The following is an 18,883-nucleotide window of genomic DNA, read 5'->3' as shown; positions in this document are numbered from 1 at the left end:
AGTTGGTGGTTGCGTAGTTCAGCGTGGTGTTGGCATTGGGCTGGGGCAGGGCTTTGCCGAGTCACTCACCTCGCCCTTCTCGGTTGCCGTCAACAGCCGTCAGCGTGTCGACGTCAGCCTGCAGCCGGGCAGCGTTTCGCAGACCGTCACGGTAACCGGCGCGGCCTCGCAGCTGCAGACGGAAACCAGCGATTCGTCGACGATCATCAATCATTCGGAAGTCGTAAACCTGCCGCTGAATGGCCGCGCTTATGGCGATCTGGCCACGCTGGTTCCGGGCGTTCATACGAACATTCTGGAAAACCAGACGGTCACCAGCCGTGACGCCTCGTTCAACGTGAACGGTCAGCGTTCGGAGTTCAATAACTTCCTGCTCGATGGTCTTGACAACAACGCCTACGGTACTTCGAACCAGGGCTTCTCGAACCAGGCCATCCCGCCCTCGCCGGACGCTATCGATCAGTTCCAGGTGCAGACGAATAACTACTCGGCCGAGTTCGGCCGTGCGTCGGGCGCCGTCATCAACGTGTCGATCAAGAGCGGTACCAACAAGCTGCACGGCAGCGTGTGGGAATACAACCGTAACACCGACATGAACGCCGAAGGTCCTTTCGTGGCCAAGTCGAAGCCGACGCTGGTCCGCAACCAGTTCGGTGGCGCAGTGGGCGGTCCCATCATCAAGGACAAGCTCTTCTTCTTCGCCGACTACGAAGGCAACCGTCAGAACCAGGGCTCCTACGCGACGGCGACCATTCCGACCACGGAACAGCAGCAGGGCATCTTCAAAGATGCGAACGGCGTTGGCATCCCGCTTCGCAACCCCATTACGGGCACAGTCTACTCCGATGGTGTGGTACCGCAGTCGGACTGGACGCCGCTCGCTAAGCTGGTCTTTGCAGCACTGCCCCAGCCCAATGCCAACACCACGCTGAACTACGCAACCACCAACTATGTCGGAACCCCGATTGCTACCCTCGTGGATAACAAGGGCGACGGCCGTCTCGACTACTTCATGAGCCCGAAGACCACCATCTTCGGTCGCTACTCGAAGCACAAGGGCGACATCGTCGACGCCTCCCCGGTTCCGGGTGATGACGGCGGCGGTGGCAACGGCACGATCCACGCGTATAACCAGCAGATCGCTGCCGGCGTCACGCACTCGTTTACGCAGAACCAGATTGTCGATGCCCGTATCGGCTTTACCTGGACCCAGGGTGGTAAGACTCCTTACCTCGCCGGCCAGACGAGCCTGAATACCGAGGCTGGCATTCCCGGTCTGCCCACCGATTCTACGGTCATCCGTGCACTGAGCTCGGAAGCGGTACAGGGCTTCACCGCCTGGGGCGCGCAGACCTCGAACCCGCAGTTCCAGAACCCCTTCGTTATCGATCCGAAGATCAACTACACCTGGCTCAAGGGCCGTCACTCGCTGAAGTTCGGCTGGGAGTTCCTCTCGCTGAACACCGAGATCGACGACTTCAACCCAGTCTATGGTTATGAAGACTTCAACGGTGGCTTCTCGCAGTATGGTGGCGGAACCAGCGCCTCTGCGGACGCGCAGGCTGCATACCTCACGGACTTCCTGACCGGTGCCCGTGCGACGTACCAGCTCAACAACTTCGTCGTCATCAACCAGCACCAGCGCATGCACTTCTTCTATGCGCAGGATGACTTCAAGCTCTCGCCGAAGGTCACCATCAACGCGGGTCTCCGTTACGAACTGGCTACTCCGCCTTACGTCAGCGGCAACCACCTGGCAAACTTCGACCCCACGAACGATACCCTGATCCAGGCCAAGAGCGGTTCGCTCTATGACCGCGCTCTGGTCAACATGCCCAAGCTAGACTTTGCCCCGAACTTCGGTTTCGCCTACCAGGTGGCTCCGACGACGGTCATTCGTGCGGCCTACGGTCTGAGCTTCGATCAGTTCAACCGTGAAGGTGGCGAAAACCTCCTCGCCTACAATGGTCCGTACATCGTTAATTCGTCGATCACGCAGGTTGCTCCGTATGCATATTCCACCACTGGTACCGGTCAGACACTTTGCACCGGCCAGAACTACAACGGCTGCTTCCGCGATGTAGCCCAGGGCTACCCGACCAACTTCGTGAGCTCGTCGAACTTCAGCACTCTGCTGGCAGAGACGCGCTACATCCCTAAGGACATCTCCACCGGTTACGTGCAGAGCTACCATGCCGACGTGCAGCAGCAGCTTGGCAAGAGCACGACCTTCACCCTGAGCTATGTCGGTTCACATGGCGTTCACCTCTGGGTACTGGCTGACCAGAACCAGGCACCCCCGAACGCTCTCGGAGGTACGGCTACCCTGCTAGCGCGTCGTCCGATTACCGGCTTCACCGGCATCGAGGTCTCGCTGCCCGATGGCTTCCTGCGTTACAACTCGATGCAGGCCAAGCTTGAGCATCGCACCTCATATGGTCTCTACTTGCTGAACGCCTTTACATGGTCGCATGCCATCGACAATGCGGCTGGTCACCTAGACACGCCGAACGGCGACAATTCGCGTATCGTCCTCGGGAATCCCAAGTACAACGTGGGTCAGTCGGCCTACAACCAGCCCATCAACGACACCCTGACCGTGGTCTATGACCTGCCCTATGGTAAGGATCGCGAGTGGGGCGGCGGTGCGAACCGCTGGGTACAGATGGCGCTGGGAGACTGGCAGCTGACAGCCACCAATATGGCCACCAGCGGCGCGCCGGTCAATCTCACCTACTCGGAGAGCGGAACCCAGGACATCAGTGATCTGCTCGTCTACCATCCCAACATCACTGGCAATCCCAAGGCCAAGAAGAGCGCATGGGTGAAGACCACCACCTCTCTGAACGGCTACCTGGATTCGACCAAGGTTGCCACCGCAGCCCAGATGCCTGTGAACGCGCCATTGGGCAACTCGGGTCGTAACTCGATCCGCGATCAGGAGTTCAACCAGCTCAACCTCGGTCTCCACAAGAGTTTCCGTCTGTGGAACGACACCTCGAAGTTCGAGCTCCGCGGAGAGGCGTTCAACGCGCTGAACCACGTCAACTACCAGAATCCGGACTACAACCGTAGCGATTCCACCTTCGGTGAAATCTCCTCGGCCTTCCCGGCTCGTCAGTTGCAGGTGGCGGGTAAGATCACCTTCTAATTCACACACCTCCCTTCGGCTCCGCATAAGATTTCTTGTGCGGAGCCAGATTTTTTGCTCCGATTTTGTGCTCAAACGAAAGGATTTTTGTGGCTGACCTTCGTGCCTCCCGCGTATTCGCCTCTCTGTCGCTGCCGGTCATGGCGGCGATCCTGTGCAGTGCAGGCGTTGCTGCTGCGCAGAACGACGACAACGTGCGCATCAACCAGATCCAGGTCATCGGGACGCACAACAGCTATCACGCCGGCTTTGCGCCCAGCGCTGCGAAGCTCTGGCAGCAGAAGAGCCCGAAGATGTACGAGGGGCTGAACTACAGCCATCCCACGCTGACGGCTCAGCTCGACGGCGGCGTGCGCCAGCTCGAGATCGATATCTTCGCTGACACCAAAGGGGGACTCTTTGCGCATCCCTACGGTGAAAAGGCGATCGCCGAGGCTGGCCTCCCAGCCGATCCGCCGTATAACGCCGATCACGTCATGGACAAGCCCGGCTTCAAAGTCCTGCACGTGCAGGACGTGGACTACCGCAGCCGCTGCGAGCCCTTCACCGCCTGCCTGGCAGAGGTGCGTAAGTGGTCGAAGGCGCATCCGCACCACCTGCCCGTCTTCCTCCTCATCGAGAACAAGTACGGCAAGCTGAAGAATGTGCCCTTTGATACGGTGACCCCGGAAGACTGGACGCCCGCGATCTTCGACGATCTCGATAGAGAGATCCGGTCGGTCTTCCCAGAGAGCGAAATCGTCACGCCGGACGACGTGCGCGGCAAGTACGCCACGCTGAACGAGGCGATCCGTGCCGGCAACTGGCCAACTTTGAAGCAGGCACGCGGCAAGGTCATCTTCCTGATGGACCAGCGCAGGTTTGAGGATATGTACACCGAGGGGCATGCGTCGCTCCAGGGACGAGTCCTCTTCACCAACGCAGTGCCGGGCCAGCCCGACGCTGCGTTTACCGAGGAAAACGACGGCACGCCGGAGGAAATCGACGCGCTGGTGAAGCAGGGCTACCTGGTTCGCACGCGTTCGGATGAGCCCGGCCGCGAGGCTCCGAAGAACGACACTACACGTCGCGACGTGGTGCTTCAGACGGGCGCGCAGATCATCAGCACCGATTACCCGGCGGCGGAAAAGCATGCTTCGGGCTACGATGTCGAGCTGCCCGGCAACGCCGTGGCGCGTTGCAACCCGGTGCTGAAGCCCGCAGACTGCACTGACAACGGACTGGCAGCGAAGAAGTAAACGGAGTAGAAGAGAAAAAGCGCGCCGTCAATCCGCGGCGCGCTTTCCTATTGAAACGAGTTCCATTGGGAGACGTTCCCTCGCCCTCGCCTTTGCTCTATGCTTGAGCAAAAGGTTCTGATTGCCGCACCACCGCGGCCGGAGAGGGTTTCTCAAGCGTGCGTCTGTCGCTCTTTATCACCTGTTATAACGACACACTGTTTCCGGAGACGGGCAAGGCCGTCGTCCGCGTACTGGAGCGGCTGGGACACGAAATCTCCTTCCCATATGAGCAGACCTGCTGCGGGCAGATGCACTGGAACACCGGCTACCTGAAGGAAGCCGTGCCGATCATTCGGCATTTCGTTGATGTCTTTCGCGGTGCCGAGGCCGTGGTGATTCCGTCCTCTTCTTGCGTGGCCATGATCCGCGACCACTATCCGAAGGCAGCCGAGGCGAGTGGCGATCCGAGTTTTATTGCCGATGTGAATGCGCTGTTGCCTCGAGTCTGGGAGTTCTCAGAGTTTCTGGTAAAGAAACTCGGCATCGAGGACGTAGGAGCGGAGTTTCCGCATCGCGTGACCTATCATGCAAGCTGCCATTCCCTGCGGGGACTCGAGCTGGGTGACACCCCCCTGCGGTTGTTGCGGAATGTAAAGGGGCTCGATCTGGTTGAGCTCAAGAATGTGGATCGCTGCTGCGGCTTCGGCGGTACCTTCGCCATCAAGAACGCCGATGTCTCGACCGAAATGCTCGGTGAGAAGCTGGTCTCCATCCAGGAGACGCAGGCAGAGATTTGTACGGCTGTCGATAACTCCTGCCTGATGCACATCTACGGTGGCCTGCACCGGCAGGGCGCAGGTGTGAAGGCGATGCACATTGCGGAGATTCTGGCCTCTACCGGAGGTGTGCAGTGAGCGCGGACGTCGGCCATGCGTGGCCCGATGTCGCCTTCCCGGAGGCGGCGAAAGAGTCTCTCAAGGACACGCAGCTGCGCCGCAATGTGCGCAACGCGACCGACATCATCACCACCAAGCGTGGGCGCGTAACCGGAGAGCTCGAAGACTGGCAGGAGCTGCGCGAAGCCGGCAGCGCCATCCGCGCGCACGTACTGCGCAACCTTGATGCGTATCTTGTGCAGTTTGAGCAGGCTTGCACGGCAGCAGGAGGGCAGGTTCACTGGGCACGCGATGCGGCGGAAGCCAATGCCATCGTGCTCGAATTGCTCGCCGCGAAGAACGCGAAGGAAGTCCTCAAAATCAAGTCGATGACAACCGAGGAGATCGGGCTCAATCGCACGCTCGCCTCACACGGCATCGAGGCGAAGGAGACCGATCTTGCCGAGCTGATCATCCAGCTGGGCAAGGACAAGCCCTCGCACATCGTGGTTCCCGCCCTGCACAAAAACCGCCATCAGGTTCGCGAGATCTTCTCGCGCGAGATGGGGCTCAAGGAACTCGGCGACCGGCCTGAAGATCTCACCGAAGCAGCGCGCCAGCATCTGCGTGAGCGTTTTCTGCGCGTGCCGGTAGCCATCAGCGGCGCGAACTTCCTCATCGCCGAGACGGGTGGAGTCTGTATCGTCGAGTCCGAAGGCAACGGCCGCATGTGCCTCACGCTGCCGGACATGCTTATCACTATCGCGGGCATCGAGAAAGTGCTGCCGCGTTTCGCGGACATGGAAGTCTTCCTGCAGACGCTGCCGCGTTCAGCCACCGGCGAACGGATGAATCCATACAACTCGGTCTGGACAGGCGTGCGTCCGGGCGATGGCCCGAGCGAGTTTCATGTGATCCTGCTCGATAACGGCCGCTCTGAAATCCTCAGAGATGCCGAGGCGCAGCAGACGCTCAAGTGCATCCGTTGTGCTGCCTGCCAGAACGCCTGCCCTGTCTACCGGCAGACGGGGGGACACGCTTACAGCTCGGTCTACGCCGGACCGATTGGTGCGATTCTCACGCCGCAGCTCTATCAGCTGGAGCGAGGATCAACGCTGCCCTATGCCTCATCCCTGTGCGGAGCGTGCTACGAGGTCTGCCCAGTCAAGATCAACATCCCCGAGGTGCTCATTCACCTGCGTGGCGAAGTGGTGCGCGAAGAGCAGAAGACACTCAAAGGCAGACTCGGGCCGTGGAATCTCGGCATGCAGGCCGCTGCGAAGATCTTCCTCAGCGGCGACCGTCTCGAGCTTGCACAGCACCTTGGAAAAATGGGACAGAAGCCCTTCGTCGGTAGCGATGGTTTCATCCATCACCTGCCCATGATGATGAGCGGCTGGACGAAGTCGCGCGATATGGCGGCGATGCCGAAGGAAAGCTTCCGCCAGTGGTGGGAGAAGCGTGGAAAGGAAGCGAAGGCATGAGCACGGCGCGCGCGGCGATTCTTGGAAAGGTGCGCTCGGCGATTGCTGCTTCGACCGGTGCCAGCAATGACAATCAACGCGAGCAGGAGTACGCGGAGCTGCCTCGCAGCTATGCACGGAAATCGGCTCTCGATGAAGAGAGCCGCCTGGCTCTGCTGGCGGAGCGCCTTCACGAATACGACGCCGGAGTCTACGAAGCCACGCGCGAAGGGCTGAGCGCAAAGATCGAGGAAATTCTGCGTGGGCGCGGCAAACATCGGCTTGTGCTTCCGCAGGCCATTCCGGAGAACTGGCTGCCGCAGGGTTTCGATTTCGTTCCCGGCGAGAAAATGACTGCGCTCGAGCTCGACAAAGTCGATGGACTGCTGAGCGGCTGCTCTGTGGCGATCGCCCTCACCGGCAGCCTGGTGCTACAGAACACCGCGGCGCAGGGGAAGCGGGCGCTTTCGCTGGTGCCGGATTACCACCTGTGCGTCGTCTTTGCCCGTCAGGTGGTGACGACGGTTCCGGAGGCCTTCGCGCGGCTGGATGCAACTTCGACCTTGCCGACGACATTCATTTCCGGCCCTTCAGCCACGGCGGATATCGAGATGACGCGCATCAAGGGCGTGCATGGGCCGCGCTTTCTCGACGTAGTGCTGGTCCGCTAATTCGCAAGATGATAGATTGGCGAGGAGTAATCCTTGGTGCTCTCGCGGTAACGATTCCATCCTGCAAATTTCGGGAAAACGCTGGATTCGTCACTCTTTCCGTTACAAATTTGACATAGGCCGGATCCACCATTGCTCGCCGGCCTCACTCTTCATAGAAAGGTTTCCCGCAGCATGCTCTCCAGGCGCACTTTTCTTGAACTGGCGTCCCTCACTGCCTGTTCCAACCTCGTCGCCAAGCCATCGTTCAAGGTTGGATTGGGTGGCGCGCACGACGGCCTTACGCAGTATGTGAACATCGCCATCGGCACCGGCGGCCATGGCCACACCTATCCCGGCGCAACCGTGCCCTTTGGCGCGGTGCAGCTGAGCCCGGACACCTTCAATGCGGGTTGGGACTGGTGCTCGGGGTACCACATCTCGGACAGTTCGATCATGGGCTTCAGCCACACGCACCTGAGCGGCACCGGATGTGGCGACTTGCTCGACGTGCTGCTGATGCCGTGCGTGGGTGACGTCAAGCTGGAGGCCGGCTCGCGTGAAAACCCGGAAAGCGGCTATCGCTCGCGCTTCTCGCACGATGACGAAGTGATGAAGCCGGGCTACTATTCGGTGAAGCTCAAGGACTACGGTGTCCTCGCCGAACTGACCGCGACCGAGCGCACAGGCGCACACAAGTACACCTTCCCGGCGAGCGAAAAGAGCCACTTCATCCTCGACTGGAGCCATGCCTACGAGGACCCGAAGAACCCGATTTCGGATGCCTTCCTTACCGTGCATGGCAGTGACACGATCGTCGGCGGACGCACCGTCCACTCCTGGGGGAACGGCCGTAAGATCTATTTTGCAATGCAGTTCTCGAAGGCGCCTTCGAAGATCGACATTGTCGCCGAAGGGACCACGTTGCCTGCGGGTACGACCGAGGCGAAGGGCACGGCGCTCAAGGCCGTCCTGCATCACGCGACCGCCGCCAATGAAGCTGTTTACGTGAAGACCGGCATCTCCGCGGTGAGCGCCGAGAACGCGCTCAAGAATATCGAAAAAGAGCAGCCGGGCTGGGACTTCGACAGCGTACGCAAGGCCGCGCACGAGACGTGGGAGAAGGAGCTGGGCCGCATCCGCATCGACGGCGGAACGGACAAGCAGAAGCAGATCTTCTACACCTCGCTCTACCACATGATGGTTGCGCCTACGCTGATGGACGACGTGGACGGACGCTATCGCGGCATGGACGGTCAGATTCACCAGCTCGATCCTGGCCAGCACAATTTCAGCACCTACTCGCTGTGGGACACCTACCGCGCCCTGCATCCGAGCTTCACGCTTTTCCAGCCGGAGCGCGTGCCGCTGATGGTGAACAGCCTCATCACCATGGCAGAGCAGAGCCCAGCAGGTATTCCCGTATGGCCGCTGCAGGGGGAAGAGACCGCCTGCATGACCGGCTACCACTCCGCATCCGTAATGGCCGAGGCCTGCGTAAAGAACTTCCCCGGCATCGACTGGGAGCGCGCCTACAAGGTCATGCGCAAGCGCAACATGGACGACGATTATCAGGGCCTGGGCTACTACCGCCAGATGGGCTACATCCCGGCCGATCTCGAAGGCGAGTCGGTGAGCAAGACGCTCGAATACGATTACGGCGACTGGGCCTGCTCGCGCGTGGCGGAAAAGCTGGGCAAAACCGGCGATGCCGAGCTGATGAAGAAGCGCTCGCGTAACTATCAGCACCTCTTTGACCCGAAGACGAAGTTCATCCGCGCCAAACTCAAGGACGGCCAGTGGGCCACTCCGTATGACCCTAAGGAAATGGGTCATATGCAGAAGTGGCGCGACTACACCGAGTCGAACTCGTGGGAGACGACCTTCAGCGTCCAGCACGATGTGAAGCACTACATCGAGATCTTCGGCGGGCGCGACGCCTTTGTCGCCAAGCTCGATGAGCTCTTCAATCAGGATTCGAAGCTGCCGGCCGATGCTCCTCCGGACATTGCCGGTCTCGTCGGCATGTACGCGCACGGCAATGAGCCCTGCCACCACATGGCGTACCTCTATCTGTGGGCGGGGCAGCCGCACAAGACACAGGCGCGCATCCGCATGCTGCTCGATACCATGTACGACAACAAGCCGGACGGCCTCGCAGGCAATGAGGACTGCGGACAGATGTCGGCCTGGTATGTGATGTCGGCCATGGGCCTCTACGCCGTCGATCCGGCGAGCGGCACGTATGTCTTCGGCTCGCCTATCTTTGATAAGGCAACCATCACCCTCGCTGGCGGAAAGAAGCTCGAGATCGAGACGAAGCGCAAGTCTCCCACCGATCAGTACATCGCGTCGGTGACGGTGGATGGCAAGAACCATGATCGTTTGTGGATCGAGCATGAGACGATCGCCCGGGGTGCGAAGATCGTCTTCAGCATGAGCCCGGAACCGAACATGCAACTGGGAACGTCGGAGGCCGTGGCCCCGCCGTCGCTGGAGGTTTAAGTAAGAGAATGAGCAACGAGAATTTCTTCAACGCTGGCATGAGCCGCCGCGCGATGCTGCGGGGCGGTCTGGCCGCAGGTGTAGCCGGGCTCGCTGGACGGGCCGCCGTGGCGGAAGGTGGCACGCAGTCGGCTATGGCCATGGCCCAGGCAGACGCGCCCCCTCCTGAGCTCCGCGAGCGTCCTGCACCAGGTAAGCGCCGCTTCCAGAGCGACGCGATCGAGCGCGTCATCCGCGAGACAAAGGCGAAGATCGCCGATCCGACACTGGCGACGATGTTCGAAAACTGCTTCCCGAACACGCTCGACACCACCATCTATGCCGGAACCTTCGGGGGCAAGCCGGACACCTTCGTCATCACCGGCGACATCGATGCCATGTGGCTGCGCGATTCCTCGGCGCAGCTCTGGCCGTACGTCCCTTACTGCAAGGAAGACCCGAAGCTGGCGCAGATGGTGGAGGGTGTCATCCGCCGCCAGTCTCGCTGTGTCCTTATCGATCCCTATGCCAATGCCTTCATGCCGTCGGTCGATGATAAGCCGCTCTCCTGGAGCGTGCAGGACCTGACCGACCTGAAGCATGGCGTTGGCGAGCGCAAGTGGGAGATCGACTCGCTCTGCTATACGCTGCGTCTTGCGCACGGCTACTGGAAGGCCACCGGCAGCACTGCTCCCTTCGACGCGCAGTGGAAGCAATCGGCAGAACTCATCGTCGAGACTTTCCGCGTCCAGCAGCGTAAGGATGGCCCCGGACCGTACCACTTCCAGCGCTCGTCGCCGATCCCGACCGATACGCTGATGCTGAACGGCTACGGCAATCCAGCTGTCCCTGTGGGCATGATCTTCTCCATGTTCCGCCCCTCGGACGACGCCTGTATCTATCCGCTCTTCGTGCCCGCGAACCTCTTCGCCATCACCAGCCTTGAGCAGCTCGCTGAGATGGCAACGGCCATCTACCATGACGCAGAGCTGGCGCAGAAAGCGCAGGCTCTGGCGAAGGAGGTGCGCGCAGCGGTGATGGAATATGGCCGCGTGCAGCATCCGAAGTACGGGGAGATGCTGGCCTATGAGGTCGACGGCTACGGTGGCCGCAATCTGATGGACGACGCGAATGCTCCGGGCATCCTGTCGCTCGCTTACCTCGGTTGCATGGACGTGCATGATCCGCTCTACCAGTCGTCGCGGAAGTTCGTGCTCAGCACAGACAATCCCTACTTCTTCAAGGGGACGGCGGCGGAAGGCATCGGGGGCCCGCACCAGGGGCTGAACTCGATCTGGCCCATGTCGGTCATCATGCGCGCCCTCACCTCAACCGATGAGGCCGAGCAGAGGGCATGCCTGCGCACCATCCGCAACACCACCGCGGGTACCAACTTCATCCACGAGACCATCAACAAGGACGATGCGGCCAAGTACACCCGGCCATGGTTCTCCTGGGCGAACGGTCTCTTCGGTGAGCTGATCCTGCACCTGGCGGAACATCGCCCGGCCCTGCTAAAGGAAACCTACGCGTAGGGCTGGAGTCAGCAGCGATGACGGCTAGCCTTTGCGCTCTCATTCCGCACAGCAACACCAAGGGCATCCCTAATGGGTGCCCTTGGTGTTGCCAACCAATGCATGTCGTTCCGACCGAAGCGAGCCTCAGGCTCGCGCAGTGGAGGAACCTGCGGTTCACTCCCCAGGCGAGAATGCCGACGGTGGCCTTATTGCTGATCAGGCGGCAGAGGCGAAGGCATGGCGCTCAGGTCGGTGATCTTTTGCGGAGGGGCATTTGCGGCCGGCGGCGCCAGGTTCACCGGGTCCAGGTCGAGCGGCTGTTTCAGCAGATCGAGTGCGCTGGCGGGCAGCGGGTTGTTCGCATTCGCCAGCAGCAGGGAAACCTGCCACATCTGCGTCTCGTTCAGAACTTTTCCGAAGGCCGGCATCCCGGTCAGGCGGATACCGTTAGCGACCTTCCAGTAGGTCTCGCCTGGGGGATCGTCGCTGACGCCCACATTTCCGTCCCCATGGGGAGCCCAGAGCTGCGGCGCGTGGGGGTACATGGACTTGGCAAAGCTCGCAGGCCGGCCGTAGAGTCCGTGGCAGGCGGCGCACTGCTGCCGGTAAATGTGCGCTCCGGCCTCCAGATTGGTGACCGAGGCCTCAATCGGCGCAGATTTGGGCATCTCCGCGTGAATCCGGGCGTGAAGGGGCATGTGGACAATCTGCTTTTCGAAGGGAAAAGGCGGATCGGCGACGGCGACCGGCGGATGGCCGAGGTGGAAATAGCAGGCAGCGGCGACAGGGAGCGCCAGAAGGCCGAGAATCAGACCGGCGAGGAATGCTTTCATCGTGTAGAAACCTCGTTTCCTTTCGATGCGGCCCAGACCTTCTACGGGGGAAAGAGTCTAATCTTCAGCAAAGCAGGGCGCGCAAGTGATTTAATACCTAAAGCAGGGAAAAGATTTCGTTATTTTGACCCCCAGAGTCAGCAGGCAGTGGAGGCAAGCAGGTTCATGCACTTGAGAAAGCGCAAGGTTTTGGCGCTGGCACTTTGGTTGGCGCCGGCTTTGGTATGCGCGCAGACTACCACCGGACAACAGCAGCAGCAGCCGGATCAGACCCAGACACAGACGGCGCCTTCCACGGAAATTCCGGCGACCGAGGGAACGCAGGAGCGCGCCGAGGTGCTTCGCCAGGCGCAGGCCCGCGTCAAGGCTCGCCGCAAGCTGCGTATCCAGCAGATTGTCCAGGACACCTACACGCATAAGTACGAGACGTACTTTGGCGGTGGTTATCTCCGCTTCCGTCCGGGCGCGAACCTTCAGCACATCAATGAAGGTGGCTGGAATGTGGGCGTAACGGATTACCTGAAGGGCAAGCTGGGCGTCACGGCGGATTTCCGCGGTTACTACGGCACCACCTACACGAACGTGAACTACTACCAGATCTTCTCGCCCAGCATCAGCCAGTACACGTTCCTGGCCGGTCCTACGGCGCGTTTCTATGAGAGCCAGCACTGGGGTTGGACCGGCCATGTCCTTGCGGGTGTAGGCCACGGCAATTTCAGCACCGGCACCGGCGGTCTGGACGGCACGCTGATCGGTCTCTATCCCGACGGCAACTCCTTCAATATGGAGGTCGGCGCGAGCGTGGATTACAACCTCGGGCCCGGCCTGGCCATCCGTCTGACGCCGAACTACCTGATGACCCGCTACGGCAGCGGCACCCAGAACAACCTGGGTTTCACGTCCGGCGTGGTTTATCGCTTCGGCCGTCAGTAATCGCTCTTCGTATCAGGAGGAAGCCGCTTCTTCGGACGCGGCTTTTACTTTTTAGGGCGGCTAAGCCAGAGCAGGGAATTCGCAAAAAGCTGGTTTTGCGTCGGATCGGTGAAGATGCGGTCGCCGTGGCCCATGTTCATGTAGATCATCCGGTAGCGGGTATTAGTCCAGACCACGGGCAGGTCGCCGCCGTAGATCACATCCTTCAGCCCCAGCGGATAGTTCGAGGGCGAAAGTGTCAGCAGCACATGCACATTCTTGTTGCGTCGTGGCGAAGGCTTCCAGATATACCACTCGTTGGGCGGTGAGACGAAACTCGCCGGCAATCCCCGGACGCCAGGGTGCGCCGGATCGTCTAGGGTGAGCGTGGCCGGCAAAGGAGGCCAGCTGTTCCCATAGAAGACTGCGCCTCCCAGGAAATCCACGAACCAGGGCCATTGCGTGCTCTCATCGTTGTAGCCGGCTGCATGGAATCCAAGCCAGCCACCCCCATGCGCCATGTATTGTTCGAAGGCAGTCCGTTGCTCCGCCGTGTGGGGCAAGTCGTTGAGCCACAAAACAACGCGATATTGAGCCAGATTCTCCGCGGTGCAATCCTCCCAGTGCGTGGTTGCCGTGAAGGAGAAGTGCTCGCGCTCGGCCAGATCGCTATAGAAGCGGATCGCGTCGCGGGCGAAGTCCACATGGTCGCGCTCCGCGGTGTCAGAGTAGAAGGCCAGGACGCGGAAGGTGGGTTGCTGAGCCCACGCGGGCAACGCAACCCAGAGAGCGATAACTGCCAGCAAGAAGCGTTTCATTTGGTCGATGCCCAGAGAATCGCGTTATGGAAGATCGTCGTGAAGGCCGGGTTCTCGAAGAGATCCGGATGATGCCCCATGAAGATATACACGTTTCGCGCCTTCACGTGCTCGTTGCTCCAGACGACAGGGTGGTCGCCGCCCATCTTGATCTTGCTGTCGGGAGAATAGCTGCTCTCATCCACCGTGGCGATCACATGCACATTCGGCCGGGGGGATTTATCCCACGTGTACCACTCCTCATCTTTCACCGGGAAAACAGCAGGCACACCCTGCATGACAGGGTGCTGCCCATCCTCGACGTGGACATTGGCTGAGGAGAAGGTCGCGATGTAGTTTGTCCATCGGATACCGCCCATGAAGTTCGAAAACCACTGCCACATTGGGAAGCCGTCGAACTCGCCGAGCAGACCTGCATGATGAAAGCCGATCCAGCCGATCGTGCCGTTCTCGATAGCGGAGGTAAATGCCGCGGCCGCCGTCGGCGTCCAGTGATACGGCGGGTAATTCAACTCGATGAATAGCCGGTAATGCGCGAGATAAGCGGCGTCGATCGGCTTCGTATCCTCGATATAGTCGATCGAGAAGTGGTCGCGCTGCGCCTCCTGTGCGAGCCAGATCTTAGCAGCATCGACGAAAGGTTTGTGAATGCCGCCATGCTCGGCGATGGCGAGAACGCGGAAGTCTGGTACCGGCTGCTGAGCACGAAGCGGCAGAGCGGGCAGGAGACAAAGAAATGCGGCAGCAAGAGCGAATATTCTGGATCGAAGAATCAGCATGATTTTGGGTCGTCCTATTCTAGCCGTGGGCAAGCGTTTGTCTACAGAGTAGGATGGTGCGCGAGGAAAATGTCATGCGGAACTGGATTCTCATCCTGCTGGCGGCAGTGGGGGCAATGGTGAGCTATGGGCAGGAGCCGAGTGTCGGGTTGCTCAATCGGTCGGCCATTGCAGTGAATCAGCGGACGCGCACGGTGTATGCCGTGGATACTGCGCGCAATGCGCTCGAGATCATGCCTGCTTCCGGACCGCCCCATCGTGTGAACGTCGGCGCCGGTCCCGTGGCTGTTGCCGTGAATGAGACGACCGGGCGGGTCTATGTCCTGTGTGACGGGCCGCGTGCCGTGTGGATTCTTGACGAAAAGGACAAGGTGCTCACGAAGCTGCCGACAGCAGCCAGACCCTACGGCATTGGCCTCGATGAGACGGCGAACAAAGTTTACATTTCGAACACCTTCAGCCCGATGCTGACGGTGATCGACGGCGCGACCAACACCGCGCGCAACGTGAAGGCCGCCTTCTGCGACATGATGCTGGTCGACTCCGCTTCCCATCGGGTCTATCTCCTGAATTACGAGAGCGACTCGCTTTCAGTCTTCGATACTGTAACGAATACGGTGACAAAACTCTCGGCAGGGAAGCTGCACCAGTGGGGGATGGCCGTTTACGCGGACACACTCTATGTGTCGCATCCGCAGGATGGCAGTATCGGCCTCGTGGATGAGAAGACCAGGGCAGTGCGTGAAGTGAAAACCGGTGCATGGCCGTGCGCCGTTGCGGCCGACACGAAACATGGCGCTGTGTGGGTTACAAATTACACAGACGGCACGGTGACTGCAATCAGAAATGGTCGCGCCATCGCGACACTTCGGGTCGGGACAAAACCTGCTGCCGTCGCCGTGGATGAATCTGCGGATCGGGTCTACGTAGCGAACGAGGGCGATGGCACGGTAAGCGTGATCGAGGCGAATTCTCGTCGCGTGCTGAGGACTCTCGCCGCCGGGCAACATCCGTATGCGCTTGCTGTCGAGCCGTCGAGCCACCGTGTTTACGCGGCAAATGCAGGCGGTGGCGCGACGGTTGTGGACGTAGACTAGCTCACGGACTTATCGCGCTGCTTCGCTGCCTCGAGCGGCATCTGTGGCTCCGTCATCCGCTTCGGATCGAGAATCTCCGCGATCTCTTCTTCGCTGAGCAGCTGCCGTTTGCGCGCCAGCGCAATGATCGATTCGCCGGTGGCCACCGACTCCTTCACGATCTCCGCGGCCCTTGCGTATCCGATATACGGATTGAGCGCTGTCGCCAGCGAAACCGTGCTCTCGGCGTACTGCTGACAGCGGTTCACGTTCGCGGTGATGCCAGCAACGCAGCGCGTGTCGAACTGGTGCAGCATGTTCGCCAGGACGGTGATGCTCTGGAGTACGTTGTACGCCATCGTCGGCATCATCACGTTCAACTCCAGTTGCCCGGCCTGCACCGCGTAGGCCACCGCCGTGTCATTGCCCAACACCTGGAAGCTGACCATCGCCGCAAGCTCAGGGATCACCGGATTGATCTTGCCTGGCATGATCGACGAGCCAGGCTGCAGGCTGGGCAAATGAATCTCCGCGAAGCCCGTGTTCGGACCCGAAGAAAGCAGCCGCAGGTCGTTCGAGATGCGAATCACTTCGAGCGACAACGAACGCAGCGATCCACTCACTTCGGCCATGCATGCATTCGATTGCATCGCCCAGCGCATGTCGTCCGCAGGAGAGAGCTGCTGGTCAGCGATGCGGCTCAGGTGATCGATGGCGCGGGCGCGATAGTTGGGATGCGTGTTGATGCCCGTGCCTACCGCGCTTCCGCCCAGCCCGAGCGCGCGGAGAGAATCCGCTGCGTGTGCGATAGACACATGCGCCCGTTCGATCGCCAAGCCGTAGGCCGCAAACTCCTGTCCGAGGCGGATTGGCACCGCGTCCTGCATATGTGTGCGCCCCGACTTCATCACGCCGTCGAACTCGTTTGCCTTCGCTTGGAAGGTCGCAGTCAGGGCATCGAGCACTGGATACAACGTCTCGAGATTCAGCAGCGTGGCCACGCGCATCGATGTAGGAAAGACATCGTTCGTCGACTGGCCGTAGTTCACGTGGTCGTTAGGGTGGACATGCTTGTAGCTGCCGATTGGCGCGCCAAGAATCTCATTCGCGCGATTGGCGATGACCTCGTTGGCATTCATATGGAAGCTCACACCGGCGCCGGCCTGGAAGACATCGACGACAAACTCGCTGTTCCAGCGGCCATCGATGACTTCGTTCGCTGCCTCGATAATGGCGCGGGCGCGGCTCTCATCAAGAAGCGCAAGCTCAAGATTGGCTTCTGCCGCGGCACGCTTCACCATCCCAATGGCGCGAATGAGCTGCGGGTGGGCGTGTATGCCCGAGATGGGATAGTTCTCGACCGCGCGTGCGGTCTGCGCGCCGTAGTACGCCGTGGCTGGGACCTGCACGGAGCCGAGAGAGTCTTTTTCCTCACGAAAAGCCTGAGTCGGAACGGATGAAGACATAAAAAAGCGCACTCCTCATCTGAAACAGATGCAGGAGTGCGCTGTTTTGGATCGTGCAAAGCTTAGGCGAGAATCGGAATCCCCGCCAGCTTCGACTGGATCTTCGCCTGCCACTCCTTCGGTCCTGTTTGATGCACGGAGGTGCCTTTGGAATCTACGGCAACGGTCACCGGCATATCCTGCACCTCGAATTCGTAGATCGCTTCCATGCCAAGATCTTCAAACGCCAGCACGCGCGAACCCTTGATCGCCTTTGACACGAGATAAGCAGCGCCGCCCACAGCCATCAGATACACGGCTTGGTTGTCGCGGATAGCCTCGATCGCCGCCGGTCCACGCTCTGCCTTACCCACCATGCCCAGCAGGCCGGTCGTCTCCAGCATCTGGCGCGTGAACTTATCCATGCGTGTTGCGGTCGTCGGCCCCGCCGGGCCAACCACTTCTTCACGCACGGGGTCCACCGGGCCAACGTGATAGATGAAGCGATTGGTGAAGTCCACCGGCAGCTTCTCGCCGCGGTTCAGCATGTCCGTCATGCGCTTGTGCGCGGCGTCGCGGCCGGTCAGCAGCTTGCCGTTCAGCAGGATCACCTCGCCCGGCTTCCAGCTCGCCACTTCCTCGCGAGTTACCGTGTCGAGATTCACGCGCCGCGCCGTCGAAACGTCATAAGTCAGCGTCGGCCAGTCTTCGAGCGACGGCGGATCGAGCGCAACTGCGCCAGAGCCATCGAGCGTGAAGTGTGCGTGGCGTGTAGCCGCGCAATTCGGAATCATCGCCACCGGCAGATTCGCTGCGTGCGTGGGGTAATCGAGGATCTTCACATCGAGCACGGTCGTCAGGCCGCCGAGTCCCTGCGCGCCGATGCCGAGCTCGTTCACTTTTTTGTAGAGCTCCACCCGCAGCTCTTCGATCTTGTTCTGCGGGCCGCGTGCGATCACGTCCTGGATGTCGATCGGGTCCATCAGCGACTGCTTCGCCAGCAGCATCGCCTTCTCCGCCGTGCCACCGATGCCGATGCCGAGCATGCCCGGCGGACACCAGCCTGCGCCCATGGTGGGTACCGTCTTCAGTACCCATTCCACAATTGAGTCGGACGGGTTCAGCATGACGAACTTCGACTTCGCCTCTGAGCCGCCGCCCTTGGCTGCGACCGTCACCTCAACGTCGTGTCCGCGCACCAGCTCAATGTTGATGACCGCGGGCGTGTTGTCCTTCGTATTGCGGCGCGCGCCCGCAGGGTCAGCCAGTACCGAGGCGCGCAGCTTGTTGTCGGGGTCGAGATACGCGCGGCGCACACCCTCGTTCACCATCTCGTCCACGGTCATCTCTGCGTCCCAGCGCACCTCCATACCGATTTTCAGAAACACGGTCACGATGCCGGTGTCCTGGCAGATGGGGCGATGCCCTTCGGCGCACATGCGCGAGTTGATGAGAATCTGCGCGATCGCATCCTTCGCTGCCGGCGACTCTTCGAGTTCGTAAGCCTTGGCCAGGTTCGTAATGTAGTCGACCGGGTGGTAGTAGCTGATGTACTGGAGAGCGTTCGCGACGCTCTGGATAAGATCTTCCTGCCTGATGGTAGCCATGCGTATGAGCCTTTCCGAACCTGTTCGAACCCTCCGGCTGATCTTGGGAGCCA

14 protein-coding genes are annotated in these 18,883 nt (G+C 60.5%); 9 read left to right on the top strand and 5 right to left on the bottom strand.

Annotated elements, in window-relative coordinates; genetic code table 11:
* The 7 genes from QM649_RS14105 to QM649_RS14075 all read left to right on the top strand — a co-directional run.
* Window positions 1–3,151, top strand: a 3,151-nt coding sequence (locus tag QM649_RS14105; protein ID WP_415199690.1) for a TonB-dependent receptor plug domain-containing protein, incomplete at its 5' end; no start/stop codon positions are given.
* 89 nt (window positions 3,152–3,240) lie between these two features.
* Complete coding sequence (locus QM649_RS14100) at window positions 3,241–4,389, top strand: phosphatidylinositol-specific phospholipase C1-like protein (protein WP_415199689.1); 1,149 nt, start codon at window positions 3,241–3,243, stop codon at window positions 4,387–4,389.
* Between the two features lie 158 nt (window positions 4,390–4,547).
* Window positions 4,548–5,285 carry a (Fe-S)-binding protein gene (locus QM649_RS14095; RefSeq protein WP_415199688.1) on the top strand — a complete coding sequence of 246 codons (738 nt, stop codon included), beginning with the start codon at window positions 4,548–4,550 and terminating at the stop codon, window positions 5,283–5,285.
* Window positions 5,282–6,730: a LutB/LldF family L-lactate oxidation iron-sulfur protein gene (locus QM649_RS14090; RefSeq protein ID WP_415199687.1), complete on the top strand. Its 1,449-nt coding sequence runs from the start codon at window positions 5,282–5,284 to the stop codon at window positions 6,728–6,730. Before QM649_RS14095 ends, QM649_RS14090 begins: the two co-directional genes overlap by 4 nt.
* A complete protein-coding gene (locus QM649_RS14085) occupies window positions 6,727–7,380 on the top strand; it encodes a LutC/YkgG family protein (protein ID WP_415199686.1) in 654 nt (217 codons plus the stop codon). Before QM649_RS14090 ends, QM649_RS14085 begins: the two co-directional genes overlap by 4 nt.
* A 174-nt stretch (window positions 7,381–7,554) precedes the next feature.
* Window positions 7,555–9,864, top strand: coding sequence for a GH92 family glycosyl hydrolase (locus tag QM649_RS14080; protein WP_415199685.1), 2,310 nt, complete (start codon window positions 7,555–7,557; stop codon window positions 9,862–9,864).
* Between the two features lie 8 nt (window positions 9,865–9,872).
* Window positions 9,873–11,378 (top strand): glycoside hydrolase family 125 protein, encoded by a 1,506-nt coding sequence (locus QM649_RS14075; protein WP_415199684.1) that lies wholly within the window; start codon window positions 9,873–9,875, stop codon window positions 11,376–11,378.
* Window positions 11,379–11,566: 188 nt separating this feature from the next.
* Here the strand turns inward: QM649_RS14075 and QM649_RS14070 are convergent, their stop codons facing one another.
* Window positions 11,567–12,193 carry a c-type cytochrome gene (locus QM649_RS14070; protein ID WP_415199683.1) on the bottom strand — a complete coding sequence of 209 codons (627 nt, stop codon included), beginning with the start codon at window positions 12,191–12,193 and terminating at the stop codon, window positions 11,567–11,569.
* 189 nt (window positions 12,194–12,382) lie between these two features.
* Here QM649_RS14070 and QM649_RS14065 point away from each other — a divergent pair, with 189 nt between their 5' ends.
* Window positions 12,383–13,126, top strand: a complete 744-nt coding sequence (locus QM649_RS14065; protein ID WP_415199682.1) for an outer membrane protein — start codon at window positions 12,383–12,385, stop codon at window positions 13,124–13,126.
* 44 nt (window positions 13,127–13,170) lie between these two features.
* Here QM649_RS14065 and QM649_RS14060 read toward each other — a convergent pair whose 3' ends face one another.
* On the bottom strand, window positions 13,171–13,923 hold the full coding sequence (locus QM649_RS14060) for a ThuA domain-containing protein (protein WP_415199681.1): 753 nt from the start codon (window positions 13,921–13,923) through the stop codon (window positions 13,171–13,173).
* Entirely contained in the window at window positions 13,920–14,702 is a 783-nt protein-coding gene (locus QM649_RS14055) for a ThuA domain-containing protein (RefSeq protein WP_415199680.1), read from the bottom strand. Before QM649_RS14055 ends, QM649_RS14060 begins: the two co-directional genes overlap by 4 nt.
* Window positions 14,703–14,776: 74 nt before the next feature.
* Here QM649_RS14055 and QM649_RS14050 point away from each other — a divergent pair, with 74 nt between their 5' ends.
* Window positions 14,777–15,799, top strand: coding sequence for a YncE family protein (locus QM649_RS14050; protein ID WP_415199679.1), 1,023 nt, complete (start codon window positions 14,777–14,779; stop codon window positions 15,797–15,799).
* On the opposite strand, the gene QM649_RS14045 is transcribed toward QM649_RS14050, so the two are convergent.
* Both QM649_RS14045 and QM649_RS14040 read right to left on the bottom strand, forming a co-directional pair.
* A complete protein-coding gene (locus tag QM649_RS14045; RefSeq protein WP_415199678.1) occupies window positions 15,796–17,244 on the bottom strand; it encodes an aspartate ammonia-lyase in 1,449 nt (482 codons plus the stop codon). The genes QM649_RS14050 and QM649_RS14045 overlap by 4 nt on opposite strands.
* A 62-nt stretch (window positions 17,245–17,306) precedes the next feature.
* The gene (locus QM649_RS14040) at window positions 17,307–18,830 is read right to left on the bottom strand and encodes a fumarate hydratase (protein WP_415199677.1); all 1,524 of its coding nucleotides are present in this window, start codon (window positions 18,828–18,830) and stop codon (window positions 17,307–17,309) included.
* Between the last annotated feature and the right edge of the window lie 53 nt (window positions 18,831–18,883).

Source organism: Silvibacterium sp. (genome assembly GCF_047605705.1).
Classification (GTDB): Bacteria; Acidobacteriota; Terriglobia; order Terriglobales; family Acidobacteriaceae; genus Silvibacterium.
The sequence above is the reverse complement of the archived record's forward strand: the minus strand, read 5'-3'. Positions and strand labels throughout refer to the sequence as shown.